This is a genomic window from Oceanirhabdus sp. W0125-5 (assembly GCF_027938815.1).
In the GTDB taxonomy this organism is placed as follows: domain Bacteria; phylum Bacillota; class Clostridia; order Clostridiales; family Clostridiaceae; genus Oceanirhabdus.
The window spans coordinates 5,174,745-5,195,447 of the sequence record NZ_CP115913.1; the positions used below are offsets into that span (position 1 = coordinate 5,174,745).

Genomic DNA, 20,703 nt, shown 5'->3' on the forward strand with positions numbered 1-20,703 from the left:
TACATATCAGATAAGCTTATTATATAATAACCCTTCTCATGATATCAATAATTATAAAAACCACGAGTAACATCGTGGTTTTTATACTAATTAAATTTAAACAATCTCATCCATCTTTAAATCACTAACAACATCTGTACCTTTTTTTCTATTTATACTAAACAACATGCCTATCAATATACAACAAATTATTAAAACCGCACCTTGTAAATAAAATGCCATATCACTACTTACATATTGATAAATTGCTGTTCCAGCTAAAGGTCCTATAATCCCCCCTATTCCAACAGCGAAACTATATAACCCATAAGCCTTCCCTCTCTGATTTCCTCCTGTCATTTCACTTACAAGAGCTTTCTGTGCAGGACCACTTAACATTCCACCAATACAAGTAATAGTATAGATTATCATAAATGCCTCAAAAGTTTTAAATACAGGTATAATCAGTGTAAATACTGCATCTATCATAATTCCAACAATCATTATCTTGTATTTTTTATGCTTATCTGTAAACTTTGCTAATTTTGAAGGTAACATCATTGATAATATAGATGCAGGTATATATAAATAACTTATTTGAGTCATACTTTTTGTTATATTATCCCTTATATATATTAAAAATATTGGCGCTAGAAGACTTGTTACAGTGGAAAGAATCATTGTTATAAGTAAAAATTTAATAAACCTACTATTTATAATTACTGAATTATTTTCACTTACAACAGGACAATCATTAATTGTTTCTCTACAGTTTTTAATTCCAGTAAATAATGCTAGTATAGCTACTATAAAATATACTCCAAATATATATATAAATTTATCATCACCTTGATATGAGAACATAATTCCAAATCCTATCAAGGACCCCATCATTGCGCCTTTGCTTGAATTTTCTCCTACAATTGCGAAATTATAAGCTCTACGTGAATCTACACTTACATCAGATATCATTGTATTAATGCTTATCCATAAAAATGCCGAAGCAATACTTTGAACCACTCTTGCAGCTAAAATATATTTGTAAGTGTTACCTACTAAAAATAAAGCACTTACAACAACATAACAGAAAAGTCCAATAATAAAACAACTCTTTCTCCCCTTAGTGTCAATTAACTTACCAACTAAAGGTCTTATCAACACACTACATAATGAAAATACTGAATACAATAGTCCAACTTCCATAACACTTGATCCCATACTTGCTGCATATATCGGTAATATAAATCCTATAAATGCTAATGGAAAAGAAATATAATATACCGCCTTATTAATACCTAATGATTTTTTCATACAATGCCCATTACCAATAATTTATTATTGGTAATGGAATTCACCTCGCTTTCATAATTTCATATATCTTTAAGTTAAATTTTTTCTTTAATAACTCCTTACAAGTTAATAATACATTAAATAACTATTTATTCCATCTAACCAAAGTAACAATTGTAGGCATAAAAAAAGAAGGTATTATTACCTTCATGTATTACTTTAGTCATATTGTTTTATGTATAAAGCCAACTGTGTTCTATCCCTTACTTCAAGTTTACCAAGGATTTTAGTAAGATGATTTTTCACTGTTCCTTCTGTTATAAATAGTATTTCACTTATTTCTTTATTACTTTTTCCGTCAGACACAAGTCTTGCTATCTCACTTTCTCTAGCAGTAAGGGATTCATATTTGCCTTTTATTTCATTCTGCTCTTTTCTCAAATCAATACTTTTATTAACATCTGAGCTATCATTTGAAGTCATCATTGTATTGAATGCTTTTACTACTTTAGCTGCAATTTCTGGTTGCAGAAGAACATTTCCAGAATGAACAGTTTTAATTCCCTTTATTATCTCTTCAGATTTAGCATCTTTTAAAATATATCCGTCAGCACCATTTTTCAAAGCTTCAAATATATATTCTTCCTCTTTAAAGGTAGTAAGTATAAGAATCTTTATATTATCAAATTTTTCTTTTATTATTTTAGTAGCTTCAACACCGTCCATAACAGGCATCCTAATATCCGAAAGAACTACATCAACATTATTATAGTGTTTCTCAAGAAACTCTATTGCTTCCTTTCCATTTGAAGCTTCCCCACAAATATTGATATCATCACATAAACTAAGAGTCATACTTAGCCCCTCTCTAATTATCGAATGATCATCAACAATCATAACATTTATCATTTAATACACTTCCTTTTAAATAATATTTACGCAGGTATATATACCTCTACTTCAAAACCACCATCTTTATTTCCACTGAAATCTATTTGTCCTGATACTGCATCAATTCTATCCTTCATACCTTTTAATCCATTACCTAAGACAACATTTTCACAGCCCTTTCCATTGTCCTGGATTTTTAATTTTATATCCTTATCTGTTTTTTCTAGATTAATAAAGAAAGAAGACGCCTGTCCATGTTTAATGCCATTTGTTATTGATTCTTTTATTGTTATATATATTATGTTTTTAATATTAACTTCTATATTCTCTATACTCTCATCTACAATATTACAATCAAATTTTATTCCCTGAGAAACAGTTAAATTTTCTATTAGGTTCTCTATTGAAGAAAGTAAACCTTTTGAAATCTCGTTATCCTTCAGTGCATAAATAGCTCTTCTAACATCCTTCATACTGTTTCTTGCTATGTCTTGAGATTTAATTACTACCTCTTTAGCTTTTTCTGGCTTTTTATCTATAACTTTTTCTAAAAAATCCAGATGCATTATAAGCGCAGTTAAAGAATGTCCTAAAGAATCATGAATCTCTTGTGCTACTCTGTTTCTTTCATTCTTTATTGTGAGTTCTTCTACTTTTAAAGAGTATTCCTTGAGCTTCTCATTAGCCTCTTGTAATTCATTATTTAATTTTTTAACTCTTGATTTTTCTCTTATATTAAACTTAATACTCATAAATGAAAAAATGTTTACTAGATAAATTAGCAAATAAAGCACATAATTTATTAAATTATCTTTCCAATAACTCAATGAAAATATATTATTAAATAGATTCAAATAAATTGAGATTACAAAGATATTTATACTAAGATGAATAATAAAAAATATACGACCTTTCTTTTCATCTAAAAGAACAATTATGTCATATAAAAGAAAATACGAGTAAAAAATAGTATTACCTCCAGCCATAATCATTAAGAAAAAACATAACCCTATAGATGTTATCAAGGAAATTATATATTTCTTTTCATTATTAAACCACCGCTCGTATCTTAGATTATCATTTAAAATTGCAGCTAAAAATATACCTCCATATAAAATTGCTATTGACGGGGTATTTTTATATTTTAACGCTACATTTGCAACAATAATTATCAAAAGACCATTTCTAAAAAAATCATTATATTTTTGAAATTTATTCATTATAATACATCTCCATTACATCATCATTTTAACTTTATTTAACATCGACCCTATTTTTTTACATAAAATTATACTACGATTCTAACATAAAAATAACATCACTACAAAAAAATTCAACAAAAACCCACGATATTTTTATCGTGGGTCTCAATACACCGGTTATTTTATAATTTTAAATTATAATCCTTGTATTACACTCTCTGTATTCAACTCTAACTCTTTTTTATCATCTAATTCCCCAGCAAGTTTAAATCCTTGTTTTGCTAATATCACCGCTATTACCTCATTGATAACTGCCGCTGCTGCAATTGTTCCTTGAATGATTGCAGCATATTCAGGTGCAGGCTGCATAAGTGTACTTACTGCTATCCCTGTAAAGATCAGAGATACACCTGAGTGCGGCAGCAATGTAAACCCTAAATACTTTTTAACAGTTACAGGTGCTTTAGAAATCACTGCTCCTATATATGAGCCCCCTAATTTTCCAATGGCACGAGCTACTATATAAATTGCTGTAAATACCCCTGCCCCTAAAATCAAGTGAAAATCTAGTGGTGCTCCTAGGTTAATAATAAGAATAATCATTGTTAAGATTATTACAATATTTATATGTTCTTTTATTTGCTCCAATCTTTCTATTGGTATAATATTTGCAAAAGTAGCTGAAAAAGTTACACCTACAAGCATTAAGTTCATCATAGGACTTGGTAAGATATACTCATTAATATACAAACCTACTCCAGTTGTTAAAATCACACATAATAAGACTAATAAAATAGTACTCTTTTTATCACATTCTTTTTTAAGGATAAATGAGGCTAAAATCCCCATAACAATCCCTACAATAATTGATAATACAATTATAAGTGGTGCATAGTAAAGAGGCAGCCCTCCACCAGCTAAAACATTGGAAGTTACCCCTATTACCATAAAGAAAACAATCAATGCAATCACATCATCTAAAATGGCTAAAGGAATCAGAGTGCTGGTCACTGGCCCTTTTGCCTTATACTCATTAATAATGGATAAAGATGGGGCTGGCGCTGTTGCTAAAGCAATTGCTCCAAAAATAAAGGCTAAATAAATTGGAATATCAGTAACAGCAAATATAATTCCAAATGCTATTGTAACAATCAAAAAAGCACCAAATGCTTCCGAAAAGCATATGGTTAAAATTTGCTTTCCTGATTTTTTGAGTTCTTTCCAAATCAATTCAGTACCAATAAATAGCCCTGCAGTTATTTCACATATGCTACTAATAACATGAAACCATGTACTATTTAACATACCATTGCTTAACCACCCTAATGCATAGGGACCTATCATCATTCCTGTTAAAAGCCATCCCAAAATTGCTGGCATTTTAACTTTTGTTACTAACTTACCTACCATTATTGCAATAGCAATAAAAACAATCAATAATACTATCCCTTTTATCATTTCTCTTTTTCATCTCCAAAATTTATTTTACTATTCCATACAAAAGCATATTTACCATATTTACATATTCTTTTGTATACTTCTCTATCATGCATGCTGTTTCATCTACCGATAGTAAATTTTCATGCTGCATTTTCATATGTAAATACTTCCCGAAACCTATGATCACTTCTATAGTATCCTCTAAAATAATATTTGTCTTTAAATCTAGCATATTCAAAATTTTACTCCAAAAATGTCTATTTATTTTCTTCACAGGTTGTCTTAATGTATCAATTTCATATAATAAATGTTTAGGCGGATTAAATGTAACAGTAAGAAATATCTGTTCATAATGAGGATATTCTTTAAAAAATTCAAACCTTTTTTGAACAAAGCCCCTTAAATTTTCTTCTATGTTTGATTGAGTAAGCTGAAAATGTTCTTCCAAATAACTACTTAAATCAATAAAAAGTTTTTCTATGCAAAGTAGAAAAACCTCATCCTTATTTTTATAATAATGAAATAATTTCCCCTTTGAAATGTTATTATTCTTACAAATATTGTTAATAGAAGCTGTTGAATAATCTTTTTCCCCAAACTCCTTTAAACTTGCTAATAAAATACTCTCCCTGCTAATTTTGTTTTTTTCTTCTCTATTCACTTTTTCATCTCCTTTCCTAATTAAGGATTATTACAAAAACAAACCACTCAGTCTGTATTGTATTATACTCCCTTATATTATTAAATTCAATACTATATAACTTATTTTGGAAAGTAAAAACCACGATATATGTATCGTGGTTTTGGGTTTAATTAACTTTCTAAAAAATTATCCTCATATATTTTTTCTGCTTCTAATGCTTCTAATGGTTTACTAAATAAATACCCTTGAATATAATTACATTCAGCTACTTTTAAACGTTTATATTGCTCTATATCCTCTACCCCTTCTGCTAGTACTTCTAAATTTAAACTATGAGCTAGAGAAATAATATTATCCATTACAGAAATATTTTCTATTTCTAAAAACTTATCACATAAAGATTTATCCAGCTTTATTTTATCCACTGGTAAAAATGTTAGATAGCTAAGAGAAGAATACCCTGTCCCAAAATCATCTAAAGCAATTTTTATACCTAAATCCTTTAATTCATTTAAAAACACTATGGTTTCTTCCTTTTTATCTAAAAAGATACTTTCCGTAATCTCAATTTCAATATACTTAGCATCTACAGCTTTTTCCTTCAAAGCATTTTTTAAAAATTCAATATATTCCTTATCATTTAATTGTTTTGCTGAAAAATTAATGGCAATCGGTTTTATATTTAACCCCTTCTCTTTCCAAATTGCAATTTGATTAATAGCTTGTTTTGTGACCCACCTTCCCATTTGATTGATCATGCCATTTTCTTCTGCTACCTGAATAAATACAGCTGGTGAAATGTAATGATCTTTAATTCTTACAAGCGCTTCAAATCCTATAATTTTACCAGTATATGTGCAAACTTGGGGCTGATATAACAATTTAAATCCATCTTCATTTATGGCTTCCCTTAATATTCTTTCAATCTCTATCTGCTTTTTTAATTTTTCTGTCATTTCTTTATTAAAAAACATATAGTTGTTTTTTCCTTCACCCTTTACGTTATACATTGCCATATCAGCATTCATAATTAATTGATTCACTTTATTACTATCAACAGGATATCTAGTAATCCCTAAACTTGCACTTATATAAATTTCTTCCCCTTCAATAATCAATTTATTTTTAAATATATGCATGATTTTCTTAGCATATTTTTCTATAGATAAGATCTCCTCTTCACCGTTCATTAAAACAAGGAATTCATCTCCACCAAACCTTGATATAAATATATTTTCCTCTTTTATACTCATAAGTTCTTGAGCCACTTTTTTTAAGACACAATCTCCATATATATGTCCTAAGGTATCATTAATCTCTTTAAAATTATCTAAATCTAATAGCATTACTGCACCTGACTGATTTTGAGAGGTTACTTCTTCAAGTTTATCAAAAAATCTTACTCGGTTTGGTATATTAGTTAAGGCATCATTATACGCAAGGTGTTCTATATATGCTTCTTGTTCCTTTAGTTTTGTTATATCTGAAAGAATACCACTAATATACTTTAAGCTTTTACTTTCATCATAAATCCCTTTTCCGCGAACTAGTATACATTTAATCTGTTCATTATAATCCTTAATTTTTACTTGTACATATATTTCTTCTATTTCTCCATTCTTATATGCCAAAAACTCTTTCATGAACTTTTCATGATCTTCTTTTGTCAAAAATTCATTTAATACTTGAGTAAGTTTCCCTTTTTTTTCAATACTTGTTCCTACAATATTTCTAAATTCTTGAGAAAAATAAAGAGTTTCATCACTTATATCTACTTCCCACACAGCGCTGTTAGTTCCTTTAATAGCAATCTCATATTTTTGTTTTAAGCTTTCTAGTTTTTGTGTATAACATTGTATTTCATCGTATTGAGCCCTTAGTTCTTCTTCTGATGCAGTTAACTGCTCATATGCTGCTGCAATCTCTTCATTAGATGCTTCTAATTCCTGTTGATTATCCTTTAATTCACATAAATATCTATCAATTTTATCTAATAAATTATTCATTGAAAGAATTAATCCTGAAAAAGTATCTGCATAATTTAAAGGCAGTCTGTATGCTATATTATTCTCTAAATCTATTTGATTAATCTTTTGGTTTAATTGATCTACAGGCCTAATCACATTTTTATTTTGTACCCATAAAAGTACCAAAAACATCAAAATGGCAATGGTAGATGATGTTATAAAAATAGTATAGATAGAGGTATAAACATGTTCCAACGAAACTCCTATGATTAAGGCTCCCGTATTTTGTTCATTTATCAACACAGGAACCGAAATTTCTAATACCTTAACATCCTTCTTCTCATAGTTGCACTCAATAATGCTTTCTTTTCCTAATAAAGCTTTCTTTGCCCCTTCATCATGATGCTTATTGTATGTACTATCAATCTCTTCTTTATCACTATCTGCAATTACTTTCATATTTTTGTCAAGAAGAGTTGCAAAAACAAGATTCTCTTCACTTACCAAACTTTCAATCAAATTTTGATAGCTAAATTCATCTGTTAACTTTTGTATATTTTCTGCTAAAATTCCTACTTGTATAACATATCCATTTTTATTCTTTATAGCTCCATACTTAGTAGGAACCCCTGAAATTGCATTAGGTCTTATATCCTCCATTAACTCTTGCTCTTTACTGTGTATAAAATCATACATGGGATGTCCCTCTGAATGAGACCAACCCTTATAACTCTCAATAGTTGAATATAAAATTTTCCCCATTTCATTCATCCAATTCAATTCATCTGCATGTATCTCTTTCATTAATTGTTTTAAATAATCATTATCTAATCTTTCTTCCTGAGTAATGACTAGTTTACCTGCTATTCTAATCTTATCTTCTAACCTTTCATCTATTACATCTAAAGCTTCTCGATTTCCCTCTATTTGTCTTATTACTTGTTTTGTTAGATTACGTACATCTTGTTTTTCTTGTGCTAATAATAACTTTTTACTTATATAGAAGCTTGAAATACTCACAGTTAAAATCGCTAACATAGTAATCAATAAAGGTAAATATATTAATTTGAATTTGTTGATTACATTTTTATTAATATTATTTTTTACCCTTTTCATCTATTGGCCCCCTTCAATTATTAACACAAAATGAATACCCCATATATTTTCATGCATTCCAATCATATACTCTTTTATTTTATAATTTTTTTGAATATTCTTCAAGTTCTTTCGACAAATTTCATTCCCATTCTTCTTTTTAAAGACATCTATGTTAAAGTAAAAAAAACCACGACATTACATCGTGGCTTTTAATAATTCTTATTAATTTATCCTAAAATTATTAACAAAGTTCCTTAGTATCTCTTGCAATCATTAACTCTTCATTTGTTGGAATCGCAAATACTTTTACAGCCGAATCATCTGCACTGATTTCCGCTACTTTACCAGCAACATTATTCTTTTCTTTATCTATTTTAACTCCTAAGAACTCTAAACCTTTACAGCTTTGTTCTCTAGCATCTGAAGAGTTTTCTCCAATACCAGCAGTAAATATGATACAATCAACTCCACCTAAAGCCCCTGCATAACTAGCGATGTATTTTTTAATCTTATAATGGAATACATCTAATGATAATTGAGCTCTCCTACTTCCTTCTGCTGCTGCCTTAAGATCTCTAAAATCACTACTTATACCTGAAACTCCAAGTACTCCTGATCTTTTGTTCATTAAGTCTGCTACTTGCTCAGAAGATAAATCTAATTCCTGCATCAAGTACGTTACGATTGCAGGATCGATATCTCCTGCTCTAGTTCCCATAGCTAGTCCAGCAAGTGGTGTGAATCCCATGCTTGTATCAATAGAGTTACCACCATCTATCGCACAAATACTTGCTCCATTTCCTAAATGACAAGAGATGATTTTTAAATCTTTAATATCTTTACCCATCATTTCTGCTGCTACTTGTGAAACATATTTATGAGATGTTCCATGGAAACCATATTTTCTTATTTTGTGTTCCTCATATAATTCATATGGAAGCGGATAAATGTATGAATGTTCTGGCATTGTCTGATGGAAAGCTGTATCAAATACTGCAACCATTGGAGTATTTGGCATAAGTGCTTTACATGAATTAATTCCTATTATGTTTGGCGGATTGTGTAAAGGTGCTAATTTTGAACACTCTTCTAATGCTTTTATTACTTTTTCATCAATCACTACAGAGCTAGAATAGAATTCTCCACCATGAACAACTCTGTGTCCTACTGCTGAAATTTCCTCTGTACTTTTAATTACTCCATTAGTTTCATCTACCAGTGTTTCAAGAACTAATTTAATTGCATCTTTATGGTCCTTCATGTCTTGCTTTACAATGTATTTTTCTCTACCTTCTACTTTTTGAGTTAATCCTGATCCTTCCATACCAATTCTCTCAATTAACCCTTGAGCTAAGCAACTTTCATTTTCCATATTAATAAGTTGATACTTTAGAGAAGAACTTCCACAATTAATTACTAGTACCTTCATAATTTTTCACCTTCCATGTATTATTTAGTTCATAATGTTTGGACAATTTTAGAAGTTATAACATCAATTATCTAGCTTTCTATAACCGCCCAATTACTTTCTCTTTTTGTATATCACATTTAATAAATAGTATGTCCTATAATATTTAATTCATATCTTATAAGATATATGATATATAATAACTCTTAGAATTTCAAGTAGTTTTAAATAATTCGCAATATTCTAAAAGTTTTTCAATACCTTATTGTCCATTTCAAAGTACTTCTTTTTGCAATTAATTATATGAAGTTATATGATATTCTTCTCCTTTTGTGAATTAATTCACAATAAATAAAACCATCTAAATCAGATGGCTTTATTTCAATTACTAATGACTAGCTTTGAAAACTCAATACTACATCTTTAATATTCAATATCTATTGTATATTACTCTCATACTTTTTTAATTTTATTTCAGGTAATTCTAATCTTTTATCATGTCGAAGTGTTAGTTTTTTAACAACATATTTATTATTTTTAAAATTAAAAATATAGTCAATTTCTCCAAATACACGTCTATGATATACTCCTGGTATAAACTTAGAACAGATAATTTCATCAATTTTATCTAAATCAATATCTTTAATTTCAATGTTATAAAAATTTTGTTTTTCCATAGTTTCAATACTTGTATACTCTTTTAACTCACTCAGTCTATCATAATATAAATCTTTTTTACTTTCATCAGTAATAACATTATATTTTGCATAAACCTGTGAGACCTTATCATAAAACTCTATAAAACCATCCCCAACATATTTAATTCCATAATTGTCCTTTGCTTGATAAGGTAATGTATTTGAATCGAATATTTTGGATATTTGATTATCTGAAAAATTTAAAACTACAAGTCCATAGCTATAATCATGTCTCCAAAGATTTGCATAATAAAGCGAACTAGGAAATAACCATAAACCTATAGATTTTTTACCATCTGCTAAATTAATTAGTTCTACTTTATCAATACAATTTAGATTTAATGTTTTGATATGAAATAGTTGCTCAGTTTCATTAATACATATCTTCAAATCTATATTATCTTCAGTATATTCTCCTTTATATTCAAGTATTTTAATATTATCATCTATTCCATCATTATTAATATCTTCTATTATCTCAGTAAATAATTTATATTCTACTTTCTTTTTACTTGTGGTTTTTTCTTCCTCTTTATTTTCTTGTTGTAAAACGACTTGTCCCTCTTTCCTCACACTTACAATTGAATTTTGCTGCTCTACATAATTTTTGTTAGAACATGAACTTATTAATATACTTAAAATCAATAATGCAAATAATCTACCAAACTTCATTCTAAGACTCCTATCTATATTTGAACAAATTTATATATTAATTTACCTTATTTATATAAAAAATTATCATCACATATGAAATTTAATAAATATATGTATCATAAAAATAAAAATTAAAACACCAAATAATATATTCGTAAATCCCATAATTCTAAATCCTTTATATTTAAAATTACTTATTTGCTTCTCAATATCTCTTTTCAAAATCTTAAAGTTTTTTATAGAATTTAATTTATTAATTCTAACTTCATTATAAAGAGAATCAAATATTGATGCAGATTCTATTTCAAGTTCATATTCACTTTCCTCAAAGTGCTCGTCTAATAAAGCCTGAAGTACTTCTTTTTCAATATTAAAGATATTCAATAAATAATATTTTTTATTATCTATATGAAGAAACTTAATAAATAAAAATATAAAACAGAGAGCAATTATTGAAAAAAGCATTTGAAATTCAAACTTTATTGCATCCATAGAAAAAATCACCGTTCCAAGTAAGGCAGTTCTTACTTTTAAACTAAATCCTCTCATAATAAAAGGGCTTCTTCTAATCTGCCTTATACCTATATATATTAAATGTCCTGAAGCCATCAACCCAATAAAAAATGTTAAGATATCATATACAAGTTTGTATTTCATTTTGTCATTCCTCTCAATATTTTAATTTAATTATTCAATATCTATTGATACCAACAACTTATACATATTTTATCAATTAATGTACTTTTTATCAATATCAACCAAATAAAGCCACCTCAAATGAGATGGCTAAAAAAAAACAATCATTACACACTTACGAATCTATCTTCCATTTTCTTAATTTTCTCTCTGCACATAGGTTTAACCCCTTGTAGTCTGTACGGTATTCCCATAGTCTCATATTTATTTACACCAAGAGTGTGATAAGGAAGCAATTCAACTTTTTCCACATTATCAAACTCACTGATTAAACTTTTCAACTGTTTCATATGATTATCCCCATCAGTTATCCCAGGTACAACTACATGTCTAATCCATAAGTTAACATTAGATTTCTTCAAATCTTCAGCAAACTTTTTAAACTCGTTAATATCCCCTTTAACAAGTTCTTTGTATCCTTTTCTGTTAACATGTTTAACATCTAGGATAGCTAAATCAGTATATTTTAAGATTTCTTCATAATTCCCCAATCCGAAACCAGCTGTGTCTATTGCTGTATGCAATCCGTGTTCTTTACATAGCTTTAGAAACTTTATCAAGAAATCAGGTTGTAAAAGTGGGTCTCCCCCAGAGCAAGTAATTCCTCCTCCAGACCTATCAAAATATGGCTTAAATCTTAGTGCTTTCTGTAAAAGTTCCTCTGGAGTTATCTCTTTTCCCTCATTTAAATTCCACGTATCTGGATTATGACAGTAAGCACATCTCAATTTACACCCTTGAAAAAACACTACAAATCTTATTCCTGGCCCATCATTAAGCCCTAATGTCTCAATAGAATGAATTCTCCCTTTCACAAGCCACCCCCCTTTATTTCTTGATATTGTAAGAATTCACAAGCTCAATTTCATCGTAACTCCTTGTTCTTTAATACTTCTTTTATCTTTATTATAATAACTTAAATTTCTCGAAGAGAAATATCCTTCGTTTTCCATTTTCAATTTTCCATTCTCAACTATAATACTCTTCTTGTTTATAAATCTTTCTACATTCTTATAGACTTTATATACTTTAGACAATATTACATAGTCTCATGGAATGTTCTGCTGATTACCTCAAGCTGTTGCGATTTTGTTAATCTATTGAAGTTAACAGCATATCCTGAAACTCTAATAGTTAAGTTTGGATATTTTTCTGGATTTTCCATGGCATCCATTAATGTTGCTCTATTTAAAACATTAACATTCAAATGGAATGCACTTTGTGCAAAATATCCATCCAAAATAAACACTAGGTTGTTTATTCTATCTTCTTCACTCTTACCTAATGCCTCAGGTACAATAGAGAATGTATTAGAAATACCATCTTGACACCATTCTCTATATGGTATTTTAGCCACAGAGTTTAATGAAGCTAAGGCACCATTTTCATCTCTTCCATGCATTGGATTAGCTCCTGGTGCTAATGGTTCACCAGCCTTTCTTCCATCTGGTGTAGCTCCTGTTTTTTTACCATACACTACATTAGATGTAATTGTTAAAGCTGATAAAGTATGTTCGGCATTTCTATATGTTTTATGCTTCTTAAGTTCAGTAGTAAACTTCTTAACAACCATTACTGCTAAATCATCAACTCTATCCTCATCATTACCGTATTTAGGGAACTCACCTTGGATTTCAAAATCAATTGCAATCCCTTCTTCATTTCTTATTGGTTTAACTTTTGCATACTTTAAGGCACTTAAGCTATCAGCTACGATAGAGATACCCGCAATCCCAAATGCCATATATCTGTGAATATCAGAATCATGTAATGCCATTTGACCTGCTTCATATGCATACTTATCGTGCATATAGTGAATTGTATTCATTGTATTAACATATAACTCAGCAATATACTCAATCACTTTCCAGAAACTCTTCTTAACTTTATCAAAATCTAAAATTTGATCATCCATTTTTTCTATTCCAGGAATAACAGTAATTCTATTACCTTCCTTATCAATTTTAATTTCTTCTACACCACCATTAATAGCATATAGAAGTGCTTTTGCAAGATTAGTTCTTGCTCCGAAGAACTGCATTTCCTTACCAACCTGCATTGCAGATACACAACATGCAATTGCATAATCATCACCATAAATTGGCCTCATTATATCATCATTCTCATATTGTATTGCATCAGTCTTAATAGACATGTAGGCACAGTATTTTTTAAAGTTTTCTGGTAATTTTTCTGACCATAGCACAGTCATATTTGGTTCTGGAGCTGGACTTAAGTTAGTTAATGTGTGTAAGAATCTATAAGAAGTTTTAGTTACATGATGCTTGCCATTAACCCCAATACCACCTATTACCTCAGTAATCCAGTTAGGATCACCAGCAAATAAGTCATTATATTCTGGAGTTCTTAAGTGTCTTACTAATCTTAGCTTAATTACAAATTGATCAATAAGTCCTTGAGCCTCTTCTTCAGTTAATACTCCATTTTTAAGATCTCTTTCTATAAAGCAATCTAAGAAAGCTGTGTTTCTCCCAATAGACATAGCAGCTCCGTTATTTTCTTTAACACCAGCTAAGTATCCAAAATATAAAAATTGAACAGCTTCCTGTGCATTTTCTGCTGGCTTAGAAATATCTACTCCATAAGCTGCAGCCATTTCTTTTATTTCATTTAAAGCTCTTATTTGCTCTGAAATTTCTTCTCTATGTCTAATTATCTCTTCACTAGCAGCACCTACTGCTTCAGCAAAGTCTTGTTTCTTTTTCTCTATTAAGAAATCAATACCGTAAAGAGCTATTCTTCTATAATCACCTATTATTCTTCCTCTACCATAAGCATCTGGAAGCCCTGTTAAAAGTCCAACAGTTCTTGCTAATTTTGTTTCTTTTGTGTAGGCATCAAATACCCCTTGATTGTGAGTTTTTCTATATTCATTAAAATATTTAGGTATCTCAGGGTTTATCTCGAACCCATATGCCTTTAAAGAACTTTCAACCATTCTATATCCCCCATAAGGATTAATGATTCTCTTTAAAGGCGCATCTGTTTGAAGACCAATGATAGTTTCATTTTCTTTATCTATATACCCTGGTGCAAAGTTATTAATTCCTGCAACTGTGTTTACCTCAACATCAATTATTCCTTCTTTAATTTCTTTTATTATTAACGCATGAGCTTTTTCCCAAACCTTATTAGTCTTTTTGGTTGGTTCAACTAAGAAACTGTCATCTCCATCATATGGAGTGTAGTTCTTCACTATAAAGTCTCTTACATCTATTTCCTCGTTCCAATTACCTTTATTAAATCCTTCCCATTCTCTTCTCAACATAAAAACCCCTCCTAAACTTTTTATAAAGTCCGGTACAGAGATTCAAGTTCAATAATTAATTTATACATGTACAAAACACGTTAAACCATCCTGATTTTGATACAAGTATAAATTAAATTTCACTATGGAATCTCTATATTTACCAATAAAAAACAACAAAAAACCACCCGGACATTTTCGCCCAGGCGGTCGGCATTTATTAAAATCACACTCCCTGTGGTTAACTCCACTTCCGCCAGTCATGTGATTCACTTCAATACGTTAAAGTTTTATTTTATAGCTTTATAATAACAATTTCTTAATATTGTGTCAAGTATCTTTTTTCACTTTCGTATTGCACCGTATATTGTTTTGAGTTTTTAAGATATAGTTCGTTTTTATATTTTCACCATCTCCCCTCCATATTCTATTCCTGTGCTTTTTCCCTTTCCACCATATATAACCTGTGAAGATTCAATATCACGAAGTTCAAGTTCTACTTCACCTTTCAAATTCTCTTCAACCAGAGGAATCATTTCACCATCTTTTGGACCCATACATAACATAAACATATCCTTCTCACTTTGTGTCTTTACCTTTAATTCTAAATTTTTTCTTCTAAAAACGATCTCCACATCACTTTCTCCTCTTCTTATTTCCATGGTACTCTTATTTATTGTAGTAAAAGAATAAAATTTATCTTTAATATATAACCCAACTAGAAAGCCACTAAAACTACCTAGTAGAAAAGGTACTCTTCCAATAGAACATGTAAATGCTACATCATCTTCCTCAAAAGAATTAGATTGAACCCATATCCATGACTTTGGAAAAGACTTTCCCCAATTCTTTTCAACATAAACCTTTCCTCCATTGAAATCTATTATTTCATCTCCTACCTGCAATTCACCTACTATTTCTCCATCTTGAACACAAACCTGACTATAACATTCCATAAACCAAAGATAATTATAAAATCCCATGCTACCTGGATTAATCAAAGTATCAGGCCATTTTTTTATGTTCTTAAATTTTAAAAACCCCTTAATTCTTTTCTTTTTATGTATTAACTCCACCTTGATACCTTCTAAAGAAAAACTATTATTCTTAACATTTACATGGAAATGATTTTTATTAAACTTAAAATCCTTTTCATTAAATTTTATATAACTATAAAAAGCTGATTTCCCTTCTAATACCTGAACAAATGAATGTGCTTCATCATTACTACTTCCCTTAGCTATTCCAGGTATAAAAGCAAAAACATTATCATTATTCCTATCACAAACTTTAAAATACCATCCTTCAAAAAAGTTTCTCTTCTTCTTAGCCCCATGATACAAATCAGGATTTCTAACTTCTCTTAACATAAATAGCCTCCTAAACAAAACTATTTATTATACTCTCTAAAAAATCATAGTTTATTCACCATCATTCAATAAACTATAAAACTAAAAAAAATAAAGCAGCAGTTTCTTTATCAAAAACCGCTACTTAATTACTATATAACTTTTATTTACTATTACTATAAAGTTCTTTTATCAAAACAGGAATAAATTTATCAATATTTTTATACTTTCTTCTGTTATTTTCATATGCTTCTAACTTTACATATAAACCATTTAAGTAAGGAAATCCCCCAAACGTAATCTCCCCTCCTAAAAAGCTGTTTGCTTTGTTTTCACCAATTACATTTTTGAAAATTCTTCCTTGTATTGCTCTTACAAAATAAGCTTCTGTTATTTTGTCCCATGACTTATTTACATAAAATGAAGATTTTGTAAGTTCTTCCTTGTTAGAAAATTTATTATATTTATTTATGTTACCAATATTATTATATACCGGAGTATTAAGAAGTATATGTAAATAGTCACGAATAGAATTAGATGCACATCCATAAACATCATATTCCTCAAGTCTTTTTGAATTATACCTTAATAAAGATTCAAAACTATATCGGTTAATCCCCTCTTCTGTTTCTTCATATAAATATGACCCTAGATAAGGTCTCCAAGTAGTAACAACTGTATGATAATTGATTGTTTTTTTAATATTCTTATCTACTCCAATATAACTTTCCATTTCACTGATTAACTCAAGCATTTTTGCTTTATCTTTGTTATTATCATAATATTCTTTCATAACTAAGTCTCTTTGAGAAATACTATCAAAGAACTCTTCTGCCTTTGTATCTATATAGAATTGTTCAAAGTCATTTATAAATTTTTCTACTTCATCTTTATTAGAAAAAATTCTTTTTAAATCGGAATTATTATTCACATATTTATATAAACTCTCATAATCAGAACCATTTGAATAATCTAAAAGTATTTTTGCCACATTAATATTAATATCGTCATTCCTTAAATATTTGTCAAAATGCCTCATAAATGTATGCTCTTTATATGGAGCAAAATATTCTTTAGTTTTTTTATAGAAAGAATAATACTCATTTTCTGGAAGTAATACTTTACTATTAAAATCTAAAGATAATGCAGCAGCTATAATATATGTATCTAGCAGTTTATTACTATAAATCTTATAATTTATATCCCCTTCAACCTCATCTAAAACAAACTCATATTTATTTATTTTTTCTTTTGATGCCGTTTTATTTATTTTTTCTTTAGGCACTGTAGAAGTAGTATTATTCAAATTACTACTACACGAGCTTAATAATAAACACATAATAAGAATAATGCTGATTTTTTTCATTAACTCATCCCCTTTAATATTTAATATAATCACCTTATGTAGTATATATTACCATAATATAGATTATTAGTCAACTTTTACTTTAAAATATACTTTTATACAACATTTGCTCCCTTCAAAGTTTATTTATCATTTACGAATATTACAACCTAAATAACAGAAACTAGATATGTTAAGGAGTGATTATAATGAAATTCACAAGATCATATTGGATAGACTCTACAAAAGAAACAAAATATCCTTCACTAAAAGAAGATTTAACCATAGATATAGCTATAGTTGGTGGTGGTATAGCAGGTATCACCAGTGCCCTTCTTCTTATAAAAGAAGGTTTTAAAGTAGCAATCCTTGAAAGTAATAAGATTATAAAAGGAGCTTCTGGACACACTACAGCGAAGATTACCTCTCAGCATAATCTTATATATGATTATTTAATTAAAACCTTCGGAGTTGAAAAAGCCCAGCAATATGGAGAAGCTAATGAAAAAGCGTTAGAATTCATAGTAGATAAAGTTGAGCATAATAACATAAACTGTAATCTTGAAGTTATGCCCTCTTATGTTTATACACTTCAGGATAATTATATATCAAAATTTGAAAGAGAACTTGAGGCTTGTCATAAACTAGGACTAAATCCCCATTTTAAAGGAACATTCCTTTTATCATTTCCTGTAAAAGCCTCAATAGAATTTAGAGATCAAGCTCAATTTCATCCTAGAAAATATCTACTTGCCTTAGCAGAAGAGTTCGTGTCTCTTGGTGGGCTTATTTATGAAGATACAAGAATTGTTGATTTAGAAGAAGGTTCGCCAATAATATTAACCACAGAAGATAAAATTAAAATAAAGGCTACTAAGGTAATTTCAGCTTCTCATTTTCCATGTTATGATGGTTCAGCAAAATACTTTACTAGACTTAGACCTGAACGTTCATATCTTATTGCTGTTTCTGCCAAAAATGATTTCCCAAGAGGTATGTTCATATCAGCTGAGGATCCTAAAAGATCTCTTCGACGTCAAAACGATCAGGAACACCAAATGATTTTAATAGGTGGAGAAAGCCATAAAACAGGAGAAGGTAAAGAAACTGAATTCCATTATAATGCCTTAAATAATTTTGCCAAAGACCTCTTTACTGTAGATAAGGAACTCTACAGATGGTCTACTCAAGATTATATAACAATAGATAGAGTTCCCTATATAGGAAAGTTATGTTCTTCATCTGAAAATATATATGTAGCAACAGGCTTTGGTAAATGGGGAATGACTGGTGGAACTAATGCTGCAATAATGCTTAGAGATATGATAGTAAAAGGTTCAAGTCCCTATCAAGACTTATTCTGCCCTTCAAGGCATATCACCCCTGCATCAGTTAAAAACTTTATTATTGAGAATCTTGATACTTCAAAAGAACTGGTAAAGGGTAAATTAAAACTTGGTTCAGGAAATCTTAACTTAAACAGAGATGAAGGGAAAATTGTAAAAATAGATGGGGAAAAGTATGGAGCTTATAAAGATACTGAAGGAACCCTTCACCTTGTAGATATCACTTGTACTCATCTTGGATGTGAACTCACATGGAATTGTTCAGAACGCACTTGGGACTGTCCTTGTCACGGCTCAAGATTCAACTTTAAAGGTGAAATTATTGAAGGACCGGCTTTAGAGCCACTTATGTATTTTAAAAGAAAAGTGAAAAATGGCACTGATGTGCCTTAAAACAAATGTATAATGGAGAATTGATAATGGAGAATGATGGATGTTTCTGCTTAGGCAGAAACTACATTTTATTGTTCTTTAGGACAATAGCATTTCACTCATTTTATCTCAGATAAAATATTGTATTTTAAATCAGTCTGTATTAGAGATAATGGATGATATAAATAATGAATCGAAGGAACTTTTAAGAGTTCCTTTGATTCATTATTTGTAATTATTCAATAACAAAACTTTCTTTTTCATAATGCACAGTAATCTTTTTTTTGTGTTACATGTTTTTTTATAATACTGCTAATTGACCTAAATATACTATTTAACAATATCCTATAATTTTCAATTATTTAAACGGAGCAATTGAAAATCCTAATAATTGATTTATCATTTCTATTTGATTTAACTTATTGTTATCAACAAGGAAAATCTCATACTCATCATTACCTCTCCCTAATTCACATATTGATATATCTACTTTATTAATCTCTTGATTACACTTTAAAATAAATTCATACGTATCTAAATAGGCTTTATCATTGTAATCAAAATATGATGATAACAAAGACATTTCTGACTCATTAATACCAGAATCATCTGAAACTATTTCTATATGTTCTATCTTCTTTTCTTCCAACATTTGATTAATAAAATATATTGTATCTTCATTCTCTTGTTTCCAATCAAGGGCAAATCCCTTATTTTTTTTATTCATAAAATAAAACAACACTATTAAAGAATTATCTACATCATCTAAAACTTCATCTTCTTTTAAATAATAATCCTCAAAAATATCAGGATTATTTTTGAAAAAAAGTTTAGGATTATTATACCATGAAATAATTGAATCCTTTATGTTCTCCACATCTTCATCAAATATTAATTCTACTAAATTTGATATAGCTACTTCAATATTATTTTTTGAAACATTATCTTTTTTCCTAAAATTACTTACTAAAAAAAGTACTATTAAAACACAGGCAATAGTCAATGCAATATTTTTCATTTGTATACCCCTTTATTTATAAACTTTTCTTTAATCCAT

Annotated in this window: 15 protein-coding genes and 1 riboswitch; of the genes, 1 reads left to right on the forward strand and 14 read right to left on the reverse strand. The window is 29.1% G+C overall.

Translation table 11 applies throughout. From position 1 onward, the window contains the following. Positions 1-96: 96 nt before the first annotated feature. The 13 genes from OW730_RS24005 to OW730_RS24065 form a co-directional block, all read right to left on the reverse strand. On the reverse strand, positions 97-1,290 hold the full coding sequence (locus tag OW730_RS24005; RefSeq protein ID WP_271226581.1) for an MFS transporter: 1,194 nt from the start codon (positions 1,288-1,290) through the stop codon (positions 97-99). A gap of 198 nt (positions 1,291-1,488) precedes the next feature. After that, a complete protein-coding gene (locus OW730_RS24010; protein ID WP_271226582.1) occupies positions 1,489-2,178 on the reverse strand; it encodes a response regulator transcription factor in 690 nt (229 codons plus the stop codon). Positions 2,179-2,204: 26 nt separating this feature from the next. Then, a complete protein-coding gene (locus OW730_RS24015; RefSeq protein WP_271226583.1) occupies positions 2,205-3,380 on the reverse strand; it encodes a sensor histidine kinase in 1,176 nt (391 codons plus the stop codon). 177 nt (positions 3,381-3,557) lie between these two features. Continuing rightward, positions 3,558-4,820, reverse strand: coding sequence for a cation:proton antiporter (locus OW730_RS24020; protein ID WP_271226584.1), 1,263 nt, complete (start codon positions 4,818-4,820; stop codon positions 3,558-3,560). A 22-nt stretch (positions 4,821-4,842) separates the two neighbouring features. Next, positions 4,843-5,463 (reverse strand): TetR/AcrR family transcriptional regulator, encoded by a 621-nt coding sequence (locus OW730_RS24025; protein WP_271226585.1) that lies wholly within the window; start codon positions 5,461-5,463, stop codon positions 4,843-4,845. 152 nt (positions 5,464-5,615) lie between these two features. Next, entirely contained in the window at positions 5,616-8,528 is a 2,913-nt protein-coding gene (locus OW730_RS24030) for an EAL domain-containing protein (protein WP_271226586.1), read from the reverse strand. Positions 8,529-8,751: 223 nt separating this feature from the next. After that, positions 8,752-9,939 (reverse strand): acetate/propionate family kinase, encoded by a 1,188-nt coding sequence (locus OW730_RS24035; RefSeq protein ID WP_271226587.1) that lies wholly within the window; start codon positions 9,937-9,939, stop codon positions 8,752-8,754. A gap of 416 nt (positions 9,940-10,355) precedes the next feature. Next, complete coding sequence (locus OW730_RS24040) at positions 10,356-11,288, reverse strand: hypothetical protein (RefSeq protein ID WP_271226588.1); 933 nt, start codon at positions 11,286-11,288, stop codon at positions 10,356-10,358. 69 nt (positions 11,289-11,357) lie between these two features. After that, positions 11,358-11,927, reverse strand: a complete 570-nt coding sequence (locus OW730_RS24045; RefSeq protein WP_271226589.1) for a hypothetical protein — start codon at positions 11,925-11,927, stop codon at positions 11,358-11,360. A 146-nt stretch (positions 11,928-12,073) separates the two neighbouring features. Then, a complete protein-coding gene (gene pflA / locus OW730_RS24050) occupies positions 12,074-12,781 on the reverse strand; it encodes a pyruvate formate-lyase-activating protein (RefSeq protein ID WP_271226590.1) in 708 nt (235 codons plus the stop codon). Positions 12,782-13,005: 224 nt separating this feature from the next. Then, positions 13,006-15,252, reverse strand: a complete 2,247-nt coding sequence (gene pflB, locus OW730_RS24055; protein WP_271229624.1) for a formate C-acetyltransferase — start codon at positions 15,250-15,252, stop codon at positions 13,006-13,008. A gap of 175 nt (positions 15,253-15,427) precedes the next feature. Continuing rightward, positions 15,428-15,508: riboswitch (ZMP/ZTP riboswitch) on the reverse strand. A 124-nt stretch (positions 15,509-15,632) separates the two neighbouring features. Then, positions 15,633-16,604 (reverse strand): tocopherol cyclase family protein, encoded by a 972-nt coding sequence (locus OW730_RS24060; RefSeq protein ID WP_271226591.1) that lies wholly within the window; start codon positions 16,602-16,604, stop codon positions 15,633-15,635. 142 nt (positions 16,605-16,746) lie between these two features. Continuing rightward, positions 16,747-17,949: a DUF4932 domain-containing protein gene (locus OW730_RS24065; RefSeq protein ID WP_271226592.1), complete on the reverse strand. Its 1,203-nt coding sequence runs from the start codon at positions 17,947-17,949 to the stop codon at positions 16,747-16,749. Between the two features lie 188 nt (positions 17,950-18,137). Here OW730_RS24065 and OW730_RS24070 point away from each other — a divergent pair, with 188 nt between their 5' ends. Beyond that, the gene (locus OW730_RS24070; protein ID WP_271226593.1) at positions 18,138-19,667 is read left to right on the forward strand and encodes an FAD-dependent oxidoreductase; all 1,530 of its coding nucleotides are present in this window, start codon (positions 18,138-18,140) and stop codon (positions 19,665-19,667) included. A gap of 337 nt (positions 19,668-20,004) precedes the next feature. Here the strand turns inward: OW730_RS24070 and OW730_RS24075 are convergent, their stop codons facing one another. Next, positions 20,005-20,664, reverse strand: a complete 660-nt coding sequence (locus OW730_RS24075) for a DUF6630 family protein (RefSeq protein ID WP_271226594.1) — start codon at positions 20,662-20,664, stop codon at positions 20,005-20,007. Positions 20,665-20,703 lie beyond the last annotated feature (39 nt).

Bases quoted from the DNA above. Each gene is read 5' to 3' on its own strand.
- OW730_RS24060 (WP_271226591.1), bottom strand. From the start codon at position 16,604: ATGTTAAGAGAAGTTAGAAATCCTGATTTGTATCATGGGGCTAAGAAG.
- OW730_RS24040 (WP_271226588.1), bottom strand. From the start codon at position 11,288: ATGAAGTTTGGTAGATTATTTGCATTATTGATTTTAAGTATATTAATA.
- OW730_RS24065 (WP_271226592.1), bottom strand. From the start codon at position 17,949: ATGAAAAAAATCAGCATTATTCTTATTATGTGTTTATTATTAAGCTCG.
- OW730_RS24045 (WP_271226589.1), bottom strand. From the start codon at position 11,927: ATGAAATACAAACTTGTATATGATATCTTAACATTTTTTATTGGGTTG.
- OW730_RS24005 (WP_271226581.1), bottom strand. From the start codon at position 1,290: ATGAAAAAATCATTAGGTATTAATAAGGCGGTATATTATATTTCTTTT.
- OW730_RS24075 (WP_271226594.1), bottom strand. From the start codon at position 20,664: ATGAAAAATATTGCATTGACTATTGCCTGTGTTTTAATAGTACTTTTT.
- OW730_RS24015 (WP_271226583.1), bottom strand. From the start codon at position 3,380: ATGAATAAATTTCAAAAATATAATGATTTTTTTAGAAATGGTCTTTTG.
- OW730_RS24035 (WP_271226587.1), bottom strand. From the start codon at position 9,939: ATGAAGGTACTAGTAATTAATTGTGGAAGTTCTTCTCTAAAGTATCAA.
- OW730_RS24010 (WP_271226582.1), bottom strand. From the start codon at position 2,178: ATGATAAATGTTATGATTGTTGATGATCATTCGATAATTAGAGAGGGG.
- OW730_RS24020 (WP_271226584.1), bottom strand. From the start codon at position 4,820: ATGATAAAAGGGATAGTATTATTGATTGTTTTTATTGCTATTGCAATA.
- OW730_RS24030 (WP_271226586.1), bottom strand. From the start codon at position 8,528: ATGAAAAGGGTAAAAAATAATATTAATAAAAATGTAATCAACAAATTC.
- OW730_RS24070 (WP_271226593.1), top strand. From the start codon at position 18,138: ATGAAATTCACAAGATCATATTGGATAGACTCTACAAAAGAAACAAAA.